This window comes from Caproicibacter fermentans (genome assembly GCF_009746625.1).
Lineage (GTDB): Bacteria > Bacillota > Clostridia > Oscillospirales > Acutalibacteraceae > Caproicibacter > Caproicibacter fermentans.
In genome coordinates, this window is record NZ_VWXL01000052.1 from 291,239 (window position 1) to 304,277 (window position 13,039).

20 protein-coding genes are annotated in these 13,039 nt (G+C 49.2%); 18 read left to right on the forward strand and 2 right to left on the reverse strand.

The window, feature by feature from the left end; translation table 11 throughout:
* Window positions 1–57: 57 nt before the first annotated feature.
* Window positions 58–228: a helix-turn-helix domain-containing protein gene (locus CAFE_RS09340; RefSeq protein WP_156990468.1), complete on the forward strand. Its 171-nt coding sequence runs from the start codon at window positions 58–60 to the stop codon at window positions 226–228.
* Window positions 229–445: 217 nt separating this feature from the next.
* Here the strand turns inward: CAFE_RS09340 and CAFE_RS09345 are convergent, their stop codons facing one another.
* Window positions 446–634 carry a hypothetical protein gene (locus CAFE_RS09345; RefSeq protein ID WP_156990469.1) on the reverse strand — a complete coding sequence of 63 codons (189 nt, stop codon included), beginning with the start codon at window positions 632–634 and terminating at the stop codon, window positions 446–448.
* A 67-nt stretch (window positions 635–701) separates the two neighbouring features.
* On the opposite strand from CAFE_RS09345, the gene CAFE_RS20055 reads away from it, so the two are divergent.
* Both CAFE_RS20055 and CAFE_RS09355 read left to right on the forward strand, forming a co-directional pair.
* Window positions 702–1,460: an antA/AntB antirepressor family protein gene (locus tag CAFE_RS20055; protein WP_166525107.1), complete on the forward strand. Its 759-nt coding sequence runs from the start codon at window positions 702–704 to the stop codon at window positions 1,458–1,460.
* 70 nt (window positions 1,461–1,530) lie between these two features.
* Entirely contained in the window at window positions 1,531–1,782 is a 252-nt protein-coding gene (locus tag CAFE_RS09355) for a hypothetical protein (protein ID WP_156990471.1), read from the forward strand.
* Here the strand turns inward: CAFE_RS09355 and CAFE_RS09360 are convergent.
* Window positions 1,779–1,925 (reverse strand): zinc ribbon-containing protein, encoded by a 147-nt coding sequence (locus CAFE_RS09360; RefSeq protein WP_413814426.1) that lies wholly within the window; start codon window positions 1,923–1,925, stop codon window positions 1,779–1,781. The genes CAFE_RS09355 and CAFE_RS09360 overlap by 4 nt on opposite strands.
* 68 nt (window positions 1,926–1,993) lie before the next feature.
* Here CAFE_RS09360 and CAFE_RS09365 point away from each other — a divergent pair, with 68 nt between their 5' ends.
* The 15 genes from CAFE_RS09365 to CAFE_RS09435 all read left to right on the forward strand — a co-directional run bounded on the left by CAFE_RS09365 (window position 1,994) and on the right by CAFE_RS09435 (window position 13,017).
* Complete coding sequence (locus tag CAFE_RS09365; protein WP_156990473.1) at window positions 1,994–2,158, forward strand: hypothetical protein; 165 nt, start codon at window positions 1,994–1,996, stop codon at window positions 2,156–2,158.
* Window positions 2,158–2,358 carry a hypothetical protein gene (locus CAFE_RS09370; protein ID WP_156990474.1) on the forward strand — a complete coding sequence of 67 codons (201 nt, stop codon included), beginning with the start codon at window positions 2,158–2,160 and terminating at the stop codon, window positions 2,356–2,358. The genes CAFE_RS09365 and CAFE_RS09370 overlap by 1 nt, the downstream gene beginning before the upstream one ends.
* The gene (locus tag CAFE_RS09375; RefSeq protein WP_156990475.1) at window positions 2,358–2,762 is read left to right on the forward strand and encodes a hypothetical protein; all 405 of its coding nucleotides are present in this window, start codon (window positions 2,358–2,360) and stop codon (window positions 2,760–2,762) included. Before CAFE_RS09370 ends, CAFE_RS09375 begins: the two co-directional genes overlap by 1 nt.
* Window positions 2,759–3,376, forward strand: a complete 618-nt coding sequence (locus tag CAFE_RS09380) for a DNA cytosine methyltransferase (protein WP_156990476.1) — start codon at window positions 2,759–2,761, stop codon at window positions 3,374–3,376. Before CAFE_RS09375 ends, CAFE_RS09380 begins: the two co-directional genes overlap by 4 nt.
* 397 nt (window positions 3,377–3,773) lie before the next feature.
* Window positions 3,774–4,007, forward strand: a complete 234-nt coding sequence (locus CAFE_RS09385) for a hypothetical protein (RefSeq protein WP_156990477.1) — start codon at window positions 3,774–3,776, stop codon at window positions 4,005–4,007.
* A complete protein-coding gene (locus CAFE_RS09390) occupies window positions 4,004–4,195 on the forward strand; it encodes a hypothetical protein (RefSeq protein WP_156990478.1) in 192 nt (63 codons plus the stop codon). Before CAFE_RS09385 ends, CAFE_RS09390 begins: the two co-directional genes overlap by 4 nt.
* Window positions 4,192–6,081 (forward strand): AAA family ATPase, encoded by a 1,890-nt coding sequence (locus CAFE_RS09395; RefSeq protein ID WP_156990479.1) that lies wholly within the window; start codon window positions 4,192–4,194, stop codon window positions 6,079–6,081. The genes CAFE_RS09390 and CAFE_RS09395 overlap by 4 nt, the downstream gene beginning before the upstream one ends.
* The gene (locus CAFE_RS09400) at window positions 6,078–6,365 is read left to right on the forward strand and encodes a hypothetical protein (protein ID WP_156990480.1); all 288 of its coding nucleotides are present in this window, start codon (window positions 6,078–6,080) and stop codon (window positions 6,363–6,365) included. Before CAFE_RS09395 ends, CAFE_RS09400 begins: the two co-directional genes overlap by 4 nt.
* Window positions 6,362–6,895, forward strand: a complete 534-nt coding sequence (locus tag CAFE_RS09405; RefSeq protein WP_156990481.1) for an HD domain-containing protein — start codon at window positions 6,362–6,364, stop codon at window positions 6,893–6,895. The genes CAFE_RS09400 and CAFE_RS09405 overlap by 4 nt, the downstream gene beginning before the upstream one ends.
* 1 nt (window position 6,896) lies before the next feature.
* Window positions 6,897–7,754: a RecT family recombinase gene (locus CAFE_RS09410; protein ID WP_166525108.1), complete on the forward strand. Its 858-nt coding sequence runs from the start codon at window positions 6,897–6,899 to the stop codon at window positions 7,752–7,754.
* Window positions 7,751–8,467: an MBL fold metallo-hydrolase gene (locus CAFE_RS09415; RefSeq protein ID WP_156990483.1), complete on the forward strand. Its 717-nt coding sequence runs from the start codon at window positions 7,751–7,753 to the stop codon at window positions 8,465–8,467. Before CAFE_RS09410 ends, CAFE_RS09415 begins: the two co-directional genes overlap by 4 nt.
* Entirely contained in the window at window positions 8,457–9,776 is a 1,320-nt protein-coding gene (locus CAFE_RS09420) for a DEAD/DEAH box helicase (protein WP_156990484.1), read from the forward strand. Before CAFE_RS09415 ends, CAFE_RS09420 begins: the two co-directional genes overlap by 11 nt.
* Window positions 9,773–10,126 carry a VRR-NUC domain-containing protein gene (locus tag CAFE_RS09425; protein ID WP_156990485.1) on the forward strand — a complete coding sequence of 118 codons (354 nt, stop codon included), beginning with the start codon at window positions 9,773–9,775 and terminating at the stop codon, window positions 10,124–10,126. The genes CAFE_RS09420 and CAFE_RS09425 overlap by 4 nt, the downstream gene beginning before the upstream one ends.
* Window positions 10,127–10,140: 14 nt before the next feature.
* The gene (locus tag CAFE_RS09430; RefSeq protein ID WP_156990486.1) at window positions 10,141–10,677 is read left to right on the forward strand and encodes a DUF669 domain-containing protein; all 537 of its coding nucleotides are present in this window, start codon (window positions 10,141–10,143) and stop codon (window positions 10,675–10,677) included.
* A gap of 18 nt (window positions 10,678–10,695) precedes the next feature.
* Window positions 10,696–13,017 carry a phage/plasmid primase, P4 family gene (locus CAFE_RS09435; RefSeq protein ID WP_156990487.1) on the forward strand — a complete coding sequence of 774 codons (2,322 nt, stop codon included), beginning with the start codon at window positions 10,696–10,698 and terminating at the stop codon, window positions 13,015–13,017.
* The last annotated feature ends 22 nt before the right edge of the window (window positions 13,018–13,039 follow it).

Genomic DNA, 13,039 nt, shown 5'->3' on the forward strand with positions numbered 1-13,039 from the left:
ATAGTATCACAAAACCGAAGTAAACGCAAGTATTTTTTAATAGGAAGGAGGAATTTTATGCCCGAATACTACACCTGTGAGGAAATTGCAGCAAGGTATAAGGTCAAAACTCTCACCGTTTGGGACTGGATTCGAAAAAAGAAGCTACCGGCAATCAAAATCGGGCGTGATTATCGAATTCGACAGGAAGACATCGACGCATTTGAAAAAAGTCGGAAAACAGCATAAAGGCGGGTGAAATTCCAATGCAGGAGCATGTGAACGTAAAGGACGTTTCACCGGAAAAAATGCGCGAGTTTGCCCGGCTCATGTTTGAAGCGTTCAAAGAAGACATGGAGAAAGAGCGGATGGAGAAAACCGCATAGAAAGGAGCGAAAAGCGGGAATGAACAAGCAAGAAAAGACTTTGTTTACGATAAGCATGATTTTTTCATGTGCCGCCCTCGCTATTTCAGTATGGCGACTAATAATGCAATGACGGAAATGATTGTAGGCAGCCAAAAACGGAAACTCTCGGTTCTCTTTTGCCCTTCCTTATAAGATTCAAAATACTCAATTATTTTACCGGAATCAGATTCTTCCGCAAGCTGTCTTAAGATTTTTACATCTTTTTGTGTCATTTTTATGCTCGACATTTCAGTACCTCCCTTCTGCCACGATTTTACACCGGTGGGCAGGAACTTTCAAGAAAGGAAGCAACCTATGAACGATTTACAGATTTTCAACCACGACATCATTCCCGTGTACGTGACTGACGAGGGAAAGAAAGTCGTGGTCGGCAGAGAGCTTCACGAAAGGCTCAAAATCAAAACCGAGTATAAGGATTGGTTTCCCCGCATGTGCGAGTACGGATTTTCTGAGGGAGAGGACTATAGCTCATTTTTGAGCGATAGGTCTGACGGACTTCCGGGAAAGCCGAAAACCAACCACATTATGTCTCTCGACATGGCGAAGCACATTGCGATGATCCAGCGCACACCGGAGGGTAAAGCGATCCGGGATAAGCTCATTGAACTGGATACCAATATCGAAAATCTTTCCCCGGAGCTTCGGCTTCTTATTAAATTGGAGGTCGGCCAGAAGCAACAACAGCAAGCCCTGAAGGATACCAACGACCGGCTAGACCATATTGGCGACGTAATCGCCCTGGATACGCGCTCATGGCGTGAAGACGCCCGGAAGCTGATTGTCCGAATCGCTCAGAAGCAGGGCGGCAACGAATACCTCCGCGACGTACAGGCCGAAATTTACAAACTGGTCGATCAGCGCGGCGGCGTCAGCCTTGAAACCCGACTGACGAACAAACGAAACCGTATGGCCGGCGAGGGAGCGTGCAAGTCCAAGAGGGACAGGCTCAACAAAGTCGACATTATCGCCGACGACAAGAAGCTGATTGAAATTTACGTCGCTATCGTCAAGGAAATGGCGATTAAGTATGGGGTAGAGCAGAAATCCGCCTGATTCTCGGAGCCGGGCGTTGTGAAAAGAAGATTACATAATTATCCGCCGTTGGGCGGGAAGGAGGAAAAGCATGGTAACCGGTCATAAACGAGGCCACCTGATCCGGTTTATTGGGGGCCGATGGGTCTACGCCGACAGCGGCCGCTCCATTACAGAAGAACGCCCGTGCACCCGCTGCGGCAGGATGCCAACGCCGGAAGGATACGACGCCTGTCTCGGATATATTCCGGGAGCAACTTCTGCGTGCTGTGGACACGGGATCGAAAAGCCGTATGTCATAAAGGGGCCGGACAGCCATAAAGACCATCCGGCGGGAGATTAGCCTACCTTGCGGAACGTAGTGTTATTACACTTTGGGCACGGTGGAAGCGTGTCTGTGTTATCGTCCAAACGGACGATTTCGCCACATTTCGTGCATTGATAGGAGCCTTTTCCCGGCTTTTCACCTGTTGAGTATGTCATAATATCACTTCCCTTCCGACAATATTCTACGCCGGAAAGGGAAAATTTACAAGAATAGGAGGTACAAACTTATGCCGGATAAAAAACTGCTTGTCAGCAAATCCAGTGTGGATCTTCTCCGCGAAGCGCTCGCGGATGCCCGCGCCGACTGCGCGTCGGAGTACATTAACGGGTATGGCGACGGGATCGAGTACGCGCTGAAAATGCTTGGTCTAAAAAAGGAGGCAAAAAGCTGATGGGTAATCTGAATCCCGCCGCCGCGTCCCATCCCTGCATGTCATGCAAGCATGGTGGAATGTGGAAGGAAGCAGCGAACCCAGCCGGAAACTATTGCATGCACCCGGAAATCACAGCGCAAAAAGGGCTGGCGCTAGGGCGTTATCACAGCCTGAGAAGAATCCCGGCATGGTGCCCGGGTATGGAGGCGAAAAGCTGATGGAAGAACTGAAATCACAGGAGTCGGAAGCACTGGACATCATTGAATCCCTGATTGACGTAGCGGATATGAAATGCACAGGCCCTCTGTATGCCGACGACCCGCCGCGAAGCGGTATGTGCCGTATCCCGGAAGAGGACGCCGCAAAGCTCCGCCAGTATATAGCAGACCGCCGCGCCGCCCCGGAAAACAAGGCGCTGACGGTGGAACAGCTAAAGCATATGGGCGGGGAACCGGTGTGGGTAGAGAGTAAGGACGAAATTTGCACAAGCAGATACGGTATTGTGGCTGTGACTTTAGGCAACCTAGTAAATGTTACTTCACCCTCTTGCTTTTTCGAGTGGCGCCAGCAAGGGAAAACGTGGCTCGCCTACTCTCGCAAGCCGGAAGGGAGCGAAACGTGACTGACAATTCAGGCAAGATCATCCTCGATCTCTGCGGTGGCACAGGCGCTTGGTCGAAACCTTACCGGGACGCTGGGTACGATGTCAGGCTGGTGACACTACCAGACAACGATGTTCTTACATATGATCCGCCGGCTGACGTTTACGGAATCCTTGCAGCACCGCCGTGCACGGAATTCAGCGTTGCAAAGAATGGCAGCCGGAGAAAACGTGATCTCGCACTCGGTATGGAAACAGTACGGGCTTGTCAAGAAATTATCTGGAAGTGCCAAACACAGGGCAAGTTAACCTTTTGGGCTATGGAGAACCCGCGAGGGCTTTTGCGCCGCTTCATGGGAAAACCGGCAATGACATTTGACCCGTGGCAATATGGCGACGGATGGACAAAGAAAACGGATTTATGGGGATATTTCAATCCGCCGAAGCCCACTGTCACCGTGCAGCCGGAGGGCTTGACAAGACGATATGCCAACGACAAGAGTAACGCATTTTGCTGGACAACCTGCAACGACAGGGTGCCGGATTGGTACACCGGGCCGAAGTTGGACAGAGCTGGACGCAGGGCCATTACCCCGCCTGGATTCGCAAAGGCGTTTTACCGGGCAAACAAATGAAAGGATCTGATACATAATGCTTGGAATCCGTATTAACAGCCACATCGCTGACGTTTATTTTTGGCTGTGCCGCATGGACAACGACATCCCGAGTTATGAAGGGCTGAAAGAATTCGCGAGGGCGTGTCATCATGGATAGTTATTGCCGCGGCTGCGCTTTCCGTCAGCGGATTACCACCGTCAGAGACACAAACTGCGGATATGCCGTCATTACCGGAAAACTTCGAGGCTGTCCGGCCGGCGCCGGGTGCCCGCAAAGCTATGGTCGAGTACGGCGTAGCCACGCACGACCGGATCGTCCGGATACAAAAAAGCCGCCTGTGACGGCAATCACAGAGCGGCACGAACAAAAAACAACTGATACCGCTATTGTATAGCGAGAAATGGAGAATGTCAAATGAATCAGGAAAAAGATATCGATAAAATTGTCCTGCATTACACTGACGGAAGCACGAAAGAAGTCCGCAAGGGATTTATTGCAGGTATTACAGAAAATGAACTCGAGGAAACCAGCGAAGCAACTTTTTATATGGCTCATATCAGTGGAAAGGATTTAGCTACGGTTGTTTATGCTGTCATGCAGCTTGGAATAAAGCTTAATTTGTTCGGAGACTTGGAGGAATCAGAATGACCGACAAAGAAATCATTGCCCGCCAAGCAGCCGAAATCATTGAGCTGCGCGACAAGCTGGCCGAATCGGAGGAAGTCCGTAACCACTGGTTCCGCGAGGCTCAGAGGTCAATCCGGATACGCCGGATGGATCCCGTCGAAGAACATAATCTTTTCGTTGATTTATTAAGGCAGGGGGTAAAATTTTGAAGCTCTTATCTCTTTCAATAAAAAGTTTCCGAAGTATTGCCGCGGAATCCATCGACGCCCAAGGACATAATGTCAATATTTTTGGTCAAAACGGAGCCGGGAAAACAACCACAGAGGATGCCTTTTTATGGCTGCTGTTTGGCAAGGATTCCGCAGACCGCAAGGACTATGATCTGATTCCGCACAAGCCCGGTGAAACAGTGCCGGATACCGGCTGCGGCCGCGAACCGGTTGTCGAAGCAAAACTCGAATATTTCGGCAAGACCGTCACACTGAAAAAATCCTACATAGAAGAATGGCCGAAGCGCGGTGAGATGAAAGGTCAGTATGCCGGCAGCAAAGTTCATTATTTCGTCAATGATCTGGAAGTCAAGGCTGGGGAATACAATTCCGTCGTCAATGAACTGGTTGATCCTGATTTGTTCAAGCTGATCACCAACCCGCACTATTTTACTGAGACATTGAGCTGGCAGGAACGCCGCGCGACGCTTGTGAAGATCGCCGGAGAGTTGAATGTTGATCCGGGAAAAGAACTGCTTACGATGATGTGCGGTCGCGAGTTCGATAATTTTTTTGCCCTGGCAAAGCAGAACGCTAAAGCCACGCAGAAAGAGCTTGACGGTATGCCCTACGCAATCAGCGAAGCGCAGAGGCTAATTCCTGCTGAACTGCCGGTAATGCCCGATGTGGCCGTGCTCGAAAAGCAGCGCGCAGAGCTGGAAAATCAGATTCAGACGTTAAAAAACGACGATTCCGCGAACGCGGTCCGGCGGGAAATTGCTGAACTGGAAACGCAGATTGCAGAAGGCAGGCAGAAATATAACGCCGGTATCGAAGCTGAAAACAAAAAGATCCAGGACGGCATTAATTTGCTGAATTTTCAGCGCCGGGAAAAATCAGACCGATTGTCTGATGTGGAATATCAGATTAAATCTTTAGAGAAGAAAGTTTCTGATCTCTCCGATCGCAAGACTGAAAAGTTAGTTGAATACCACCGAATTAATGACAGCGTTTGGAAGGGCGATGAAACTTGCCCCACCTGCGGGCAGCCTTTACCTGCCGATCAGATTGAATCGGCCCGGACGGCGTTCAACACCAACCGCAGCAAAAAATTAGAAGTGGTTCTTGCCGAAGGTAAGGAAATGGCCGAAGAAATCAGTACCGGCAATGAAACGTTGGAAAAACTTCGTAAGGAATTCGCCACGCTGGATTCAGAAGTTACCGTCCTGACGGAGCGTATCGGAAAAGGCACCGGCATGCTAAAGCCTTGCGTCTATGAAACCCAGATCGAATATAAGCAACTTAGCGGGCGTCTGGTTGACCTGAAAAATCAGCTTGAAAAAGGGACGGACACCGGAAAAAACAGCAAACTGGACGCGCTGGCGGCTGAACTGGACGGTGTAAAGCAGCAGATTCAGGATTCCGAACGTATTGAAATTCTGATTAAGCAAATAGAGAACCAGAAAAAGCATGTCATAGAGCTGCAGGATAAGCAAAAACAAATTTCTTCCGACCTAGGCACCTGGGAAAAGGCCGTCGCTCTCTGTGAAGACCACGTCAAGAAGCAGGCCCGTGCGCTGGAAACCGCGGTCAATGGCAAATTCAAGATTGCCCGGTTCCGCATGTTCGCACCGCAGAAAAATGGCGAGGAAGCCGAATGTTGCGACGTGGTTTATCCGAACGGCTCGACAAATCTTTCCACAGGTGAGCGGCTGCAGACCGGCATCGATATTATTAACACGCTGTCGAAGTATTACGGCGTGGATGCTCCAATTTGGATTGACAACGCGGAAGGCGTAACGCTGCCGATTGAAACGGATGCACAAATTATTCGGCTGGCTGTGTCGCCGGACGATGAAAAGCTGAGAGTGGAGGTGCAGGAATGAAAAATTATTCGGTTTCGCTTGTCCAGATAGAAGACATGAAACACTGCGTTGGATTCGATCATCGGATGGTAAAGCGTGGAAAGTACAACGTCTGGCGCAACTATTTTACGACTGCCGATGATGATTCTGACTGGGACAATCTTGTTAAACAGAGGCTTGCCACAAAAGAAGATTTTCCCCATGGCTGCGGTGACAATCCAAAAGCTTATCAGGTTTCAAAAGACGGCCTTGATTTTCTCGGCAGAGTGTTAAGCATCAACATGATAGGAGATGGGACGGAATGAGCGCAAAAGACGATTTCATTAAAATCTACACGGAAAATATTCACCGCGACGGCGCCGACAAATTGCTGGAATGGCTGAAAAGCTCCGATTTCTTCACGGCTCCGGCAAGTGCGAAATACCACGGTAACCATGAGAGCGGACTTGTGGAACACTCTGTGAACGTTTATAACCGGTTGGCCTGCGAAAATCCCGAATGCCGCGCCATTTGTGGCCTGCTCCATGACATCTGCAAGGTCAATTTCTATACCGTTTCCTCACGCAACGTCAAAAACGAGGAAACCGGCCAGTGGGAAAAGCAGCCCTACTATTCGGTTGACGATAAGGTCCCTTACGGCCATGGTGAAAAGTCCGTTTACATCATCAGTGGATTTATGCGTCTGACCCGTGAAGAAGCATTTGCAATCCGGTTTCACATGGGCAACTATTCCGACCGCAATGTTCCACAGGCTTTCAGTCTGTTTCCTCTCGCGCTGATGCTGCACATTGCGGATCTGGAAGCCACATTTTTAGATGAAAAGGAAGATGAATAATATGTCTGAAAAACTCTCTAAAGTAGAAAACGCTACTATGGCAGTATCTACCAATGTCCGCGGATTTCTCGCCCATGGGTCTCTTCAGCTTCCGGCGAATTACTCCGTTGAAAACGCGCTGAAATCCGCGGCCCTTACGCTCCCCAGCGTGAAGAATTTCCAGAACTGCACACAGGACAGCATTAAATCTTCGCTGCTCTCCATGTGCGTTCAAGGTTTGAATCCTGACAAAAAGCAATGCTATTTTATCGCTTATGGGGAAACACTTGCCCTGCAGCGTTCGTACCTCGGTGACATTGCGGTTGCGAAACAGGTTGACCCGAGCATTGAAGAAATTTATTCCGCCGCCGTCTATGAGGGTGATAAGTTCGATTACGAAATCAAGCGGGGCAAGATTGTGGAGGTCCACCATTCGCAGAAATTGGAAAACAAGAAGAATCCCATTACCGCGGCTTACGCTACCGTCGTGCACCGCGACGGCTCGGAGATTTCTACCGTAATGACCATTGACCAAATCAAACAGGCGTGGAAGCAGTCTACTTCCCACCCGTTCGATGATAAAGGAAATCTGAAGCCTGACAGCGTTCATGCGAAATTTCCGGAAGAAATGGCAAAAAAGACAGTTGTCCACAAGGCTTGCAAGCCAATCATCGGATCTTCCAGCGACGCATCTTTGTTCGGCCGGTATGCCCGCCAGTGCGCGGACTCCGCGGATGCCGCAGAAGTTGACGAGGAAGTTTCCGAAAATGCGAACCGCGAATTTGTAGATACCTCAGCGAATGAAGTACCGGAAAATGTTGATCCGGAAACTGGGGAAGTAATCGAACCGACACCGCAGAAAGAAGCTGAACCGTTTTGAATATCAAAATAATCGGTTCCGGCAGCTCCGGAAACTGTTATCGGATTGACGACGGGCAGACCGCGCTTTTAATTGAATGCGGCCTGCCAGTCAAAAAAATAAAATCCGGGTGTGACTATGATCTTTCCGCAATATCCGGTTGCATCGTCACCCACGAGCATAAAGACCACTCGCTCGCGGTAAATGACCTAATGAAAGCCGGAGTCGACGTTTACATGACCAATGGAACGGCACAGGCATGTAATGCGGAAACGTACCGACTAAAGCTGTGGAACCGGGATGGCATAGACCGCATTAAAAAACCGTTTTATCATTTCGAGCGCATAGGAACACTCACCGTTAAACCTTATATGTCCCACCACGACGCCGCCGAGCCGGTTTTCTATCTGATCGAGAGTACGGCGACGCGGGAGAGGTTGCTTTTTGTAACAGATTCCTATTACATCGACTATAGTTTCGGTAGTCTGACCCACATCATGGTTGAAGCAAATTTTTGCGCTGATTCTCTGGCTGATTCTGAAAACGATCCGCGTCGGAGTCGGCTGCGCCGGTCCCATATGAGTATCGAAAACTGTATCGGCCTGTTAAAAGCAAACGACCTATCGCATGTCCGTGAAATCTGGCTGATTCATCTGTCCAGTAACAACGGCGACGCGGAGGATTTCAAACACCGAGTACAGAAAGCGACGGGGCGCCCGACTTATGTCGCATGAACTCAGGCCGTATCAGTGCGACTTAATCGACGCGACCCGGCAGGCGTACAGAGAGGGGTTCCGAGCCCCTTGTATCGTCCTTCCGTGCGGTGGGGGAAAATCGGTTATCGTCGCGGAAATGGCACGACAGACGACCGCCAAGGACAACAGAGTGCTATTCCTTGTCCATCGGCAGGAACTTTGCCAGCAAATCCGCGATACGTTCCACTGGTGGGGCGTCAACATGGACCTGTGTCGGATCGGGATGGTCCAGACGATCTGCCGGCGCGTCAGCAAAATCCATCCTCCGGCACTTATTATCACAGACGAAAATCATCATTCACTGGCCCGCTCCTATCAAAAAATCTATGAAGCATTTCCGGACGCGCGGCGCGTTGGAGTTACCGCAACGCCGGTCAGGCTTAACGGCGGCGGTCTGGGAGATGTCAACGACAAGCTGGTAATCGGTGTCAGCACAAAATGGTTGATTGAAAATGGTTATCTGGCGCCTTACGAATATTACGCGCCGACTGTCGCGGATCTGACCGGGCTCCATGTTCAGCGCGGCGAATATGTCACTGAAGAAGTAGTAAAAAAGCTCAACCAGTCCGCTATTTACGGTGATGTAATCAATTATTATCGACAGCTTTCCGACGGCAAACAGGCAATCTGCTATTGTGCATCCATTGAACACAGTCAGAATATGGCGGAACAATTCAACGCGGCCGGGATCACGGCGGCACACATCGACGGGGAAACGCCGAAAGCAGATCGAGAGAGGATAATTGCATCCTTCAGGGATGGAACTATAAGTATACTTTGCAATGTTGATCTCATAAGTGAAGGTTTCGACGTTCCGGACTGCAACACTGCAATCCTGTTGCGGCCTACAAAATCTCTGACGCTGTATATTCAGCAGTCCATGCGCTGCATGCGGTATAAGCCGGGAAAACGAGCTGTCATTATCGACCATGTGGGAAATTACGCCAGGTTCGGGCTGCCGGATATGGATCGGCAATGGGACTTGACTCCGAAAAAGCCGGGCAAAAAAAGAGAGATTTCAGAGTTTAAAATCCGGCAATGTCCTAAATGCTTTTATACCCATGAATACGCGCCCGAGTGCCCTCACTGCGGATTTGTTTATCCGGTCAAGGCCAGAACACTTGACGAGATTAAAACGGCTCATTTAGAGCAGATAAAGGGCATTGTGCTGGACTATACAACGCCAGAGGAATGCGGCACCATGGAAGAATTACAGGCATATGCGAAGAAGCAGGGATATAAACCAGGGTGGGCCTGGTACCAGGCGAAGAGGAGGGGGATCGTTTGACAGAGAGCGACATTCAGAATCAGATCCGCGTGGCGTTATCTCCACATGGTATTGTCTTCCGGACAAACTCCGGTGACTTTTGGCAAGGCGAACAAGTCTATTCTAAGGAATTCAAGCAGCCGGTTTTAATTCATTTGCGCCGTATCTGTGGCCTGCCGAAAGGTTTTTCCGATCTTCTCTTTTGCGGATTCGACGGTCAAGCAGGGTTTATTGAAGTCAAAAAGCCAGGCGGTCACATACGCAAAGAACAGACCGATTTTTTAAATCTGATGCGGTCCTACGGATACATGTCGGGTATCGCACGAAGCCCTGAAGATGCGCTTTTAATTGTGCAACATAAATTCATATAACAGGAGGCTACATTATGGCATACAGTGTAAATTACAGCGAAGCAGCAGAAGGCTCTGATCTGATTCCCGAAGGAGAATATGAGTGCATTATCAAATACGCCGGGGAAGATGCAACAAAAGGCGGAACCGTCTATATGGGCATTACTCTGGTTGTAAGGAACGACGTGGATCAGCCGTGTAAAAATAAATATATCTGGCATCGTATCTGGCAGAAAAAAGAACCGTCACCCGCCGATCTTGCCTGCAGCGGATATTCCAGCAAACAAATCAATGCCGTTTCCAAATCAGCAAAGCTGCCAAACGGAAAATCTTATGAGTCTCTTTCTGACTGGGCTGACGAATTGAAAAACAAGTGCGTTCTGGTAACTGTGGAACATGAAGAATACAAAGGACAAACAAATGCCAGGGTAAAGTGGGTTAATGAATCGCAGTGCCCGGATTGCAGGCATAAGTGGAAGGGCGCCGAGGATGTTACGCCGGAGCAAACACCTGTGCAGCAAAGCGAAGGAACCTATGAAACTGTAAAATCTGACGACGATCTGCCATTTTAATTTCAGGAGCTGATTTTTTTGTTCGAATACATACCGCAGGAAATTCGTTCCGTCAACAATTGGTGCTGCTGGCAAGCAGTGCCGGATCCCGGAAAGCCGGGCAAAATAAAAAAAGTACCCATCAACGCAAAAACCGGCGGGCAGGCGCAGTCTAATAATTCGGATACCTGGTGCGGCTTTGACGATGCCGTGGCGGCCTCTGTAAATTTTTCAGGAATAGGTTTTATGTTTTCGGGATCCGGGTATTTCGGCGTTGATATCGACGGTGTAGAGGGCGCGATTGAAGATTATCGACACGGTGAAACAGATAATATCATAGGTGAATTCATTTACGGGTTACAGTCCTATGCGGAGTATTCGCAAAGTGGCCGCGGCATTCATATTATTTGCCGCGGTAAACTCCCGCCTGCTGGTCGACGTCGTAAAAATGTAGAAATGTATGAATCCGGCCGGTTTTTCATTATGACCGGAAACTGTGCTTCCGAATTTGCTGAGATTGCCGACTGCACGGAACGGATCAAACCGCTCCATGAAAAATATATCGGCGGCGGGACGGAGCCATCGACAGGAATAGAGACTCCGGCACCGTTAAACCTTTCCGAATCAGAAATTATTCGTCTTATCGAAGATTCCAAACAGGGCGATACCTTCCGGGCATTGTACGCCGGAAAATGGGATAGTTTTTATACCTCACAGTCAGAAGCCGATCTCGGATTTTGCAACATGCTTGCCTTCTGGTGCCGCTGCGACGAGCAGCTCATGGACAAAATTTTCCGTTCCTCCGGCCTAATGCGAGACAAATGGGACCGAAAGCAATCCGGTACTACATATGGAAAAATCACTCTGCAAAAGGCCGTCAAGGACTGCACTAAAGTGTATGAACCAAAGTCGGAATATCATATCGTCATCGGGCAGCCTGCCGCGAAACCAGAAAAAAAGAAGCTCTATTCTTTCGATGATACCGGCAACGCGGAACGCCTTGTGGATACTTTTGGCGACCGTATCCGGTACAGTTATGTCAACAAATCATGGCTTTACTATGACGGTCGCAAGTGGTGTTTCGATGTTACAGGCGCAATTCACCGCATGGCCGACGAGATCGTGGAGCAGATGCGAAACGACATGGACTATTACGTCCAAAATGCGCCAGAAAACTGGGGCGACACCGAAACTGTAGAGAAAAATTATATGAAACATTTAAAGCAATCAAGATCGAACCGCTCTAAAAGCTCGATGATTACTGAAGCTCAGCATCATGTTCCGATTACGCCGGATCAGCTTGACACTCACAAATCTCTGCTATGCACTCCAAACGGGATTATTAATTTAAAAACAGGAGAATTGCAGGCACATGACCGCGAAAAATTCATCACTAAAATAACGAACTGCGAATATACGGATAAAATCGATCATCCGCTGTGGGATTCGTTTCTTGACAGCACGTTCGGCGGGGATCAGGAGTTAATCCGGTATATTCAAAAAGCTGTCGGCTATTCTCTGACCGGATCGACTCAGGAGCAATGCGCGTTCTTTTGCTACGGAACCGGACGAAATGGGAAGTCAACTTTTCTCGAAACGATCAGCGACGCGATCGGGGATTATGCAACAAATATCCAGCCTGAAACAATTATGGTCAAACCTGGAGCAACCGGTCCGACGAGCGATATTGCGCGGCTGAAAGGCGCACGGTTTGTCAACTCTGCAGAGCCGAATGAGGGGGTACGCTTGAATGAGGGCCTTGTGAAGCAGCTTACCGGAGGCGATAAGGTAACCGCGTCCAGAAAATACGAAAACGAGTTTGAGTTTTATCCGGAGTTTAAGCTCTGGATGTCCACAAATCACAAGCCGGTGATCCGCGGAACCGACGTCGGAATCTGGCGCCGTATCTGCCTGATTCCGTTCACTGTCTGTATTCCGGAGGACCGTGTCGACAAAAATTTAAAATATAAGCTGCATCAGGAGCTCCCCGGTATCCTGAAATGGGCCGTCGATGGCTGTTTGCTGTGGCAGAGAGAGGGCTTGGAGCAGCCGCAGGCAGTAAAACAGGCAACGGCTGAATACCGGTCTGAAATGGACGTTATCAGTGCATTCATGGATGCGTGCTGCGAAATTAATGACGGATGGGAAAAAGTGCGTGCAAAAGATGTTTTTCAAGCCTATGCAAAGTGGGCCAGAGAGAACAACGAATACGAAATGAAATCGACGAAGTTTGGAATTGAAATGGCAAAACGGTTTTCAAAGGGGCATGACCGTGACGGCGTGTTTTATCGCGGATTTTCTGTTAATGAAGAATACTTGCCTTATCAAGTGAAATTTGGGGGCAATGTGACAAGTCTGTGATAAGAAATACGGGCTTTCCTAG

Excerpts from the sequence above, each read along its gene's own strand:
- CAFE_RS20055 (WP_166525107.1), top strand. The coding sequence starts at position 702 with ATGAACGATTTACAGATTTTCAACCACGACATCATTCCCGTGTACGTG.
- CAFE_RS09390 (WP_156990478.1), top strand. The coding sequence starts at position 4,004 with ATGACCGACAAAGAAATCATTGCCCGCCAAGCAGCCGAAATCATTGAG.
- CAFE_RS09340 (WP_156990468.1), top strand. The coding sequence starts at position 58 with ATGCCCGAATACTACACCTGTGAGGAAATTGCAGCAAGGTATAAGGTC.
- CAFE_RS09375 (WP_156990475.1), top strand. The coding sequence starts at position 2,358 with ATGGAAGAACTGAAATCACAGGAGTCGGAAGCACTGGACATCATTGAA.
- CAFE_RS09370 (WP_156990474.1), top strand. The coding sequence starts at position 2,158 with ATGGGTAATCTGAATCCCGCCGCCGCGTCCCATCCCTGCATGTCATGC.
- CAFE_RS09345 (WP_156990469.1), bottom strand. The coding sequence starts at position 634 with ATGTCGAGCATAAAAATGACACAAAAAGATGTAAAAATCTTAAGACAG.
- CAFE_RS09365 (WP_156990473.1), top strand. The coding sequence starts at position 1,994 with ATGCCGGATAAAAAACTGCTTGTCAGCAAATCCAGTGTGGATCTTCTC.
- CAFE_RS09400 (WP_156990480.1), top strand. The coding sequence starts at position 6,078 with ATGAAAAATTATTCGGTTTCGCTTGTCCAGATAGAAGACATGAAACAC.
- CAFE_RS09410 (WP_166525108.1), top strand. The coding sequence starts at position 6,897 with ATGTCTGAAAAACTCTCTAAAGTAGAAAACGCTACTATGGCAGTATCT.
- CAFE_RS09355 (WP_156990471.1), top strand. The coding sequence starts at position 1,531 with ATGGTAACCGGTCATAAACGAGGCCACCTGATCCGGTTTATTGGGGGC.
- CAFE_RS09430 (WP_156990486.1), top strand. The coding sequence starts at position 10,141 with ATGGCATACAGTGTAAATTACAGCGAAGCAGCAGAAGGCTCTGATCTG.
- CAFE_RS09385 (WP_156990477.1), top strand. The coding sequence starts at position 3,774 with ATGAATCAGGAAAAAGATATCGATAAAATTGTCCTGCATTACACTGAC.
- CAFE_RS09405 (WP_156990481.1), top strand. The coding sequence starts at position 6,362 with ATGAGCGCAAAAGACGATTTCATTAAAATCTACACGGAAAATATTCAC.
- CAFE_RS09420 (WP_156990484.1), top strand. The coding sequence starts at position 8,457 with ATGTCGCATGAACTCAGGCCGTATCAGTGCGACTTAATCGACGCGACC.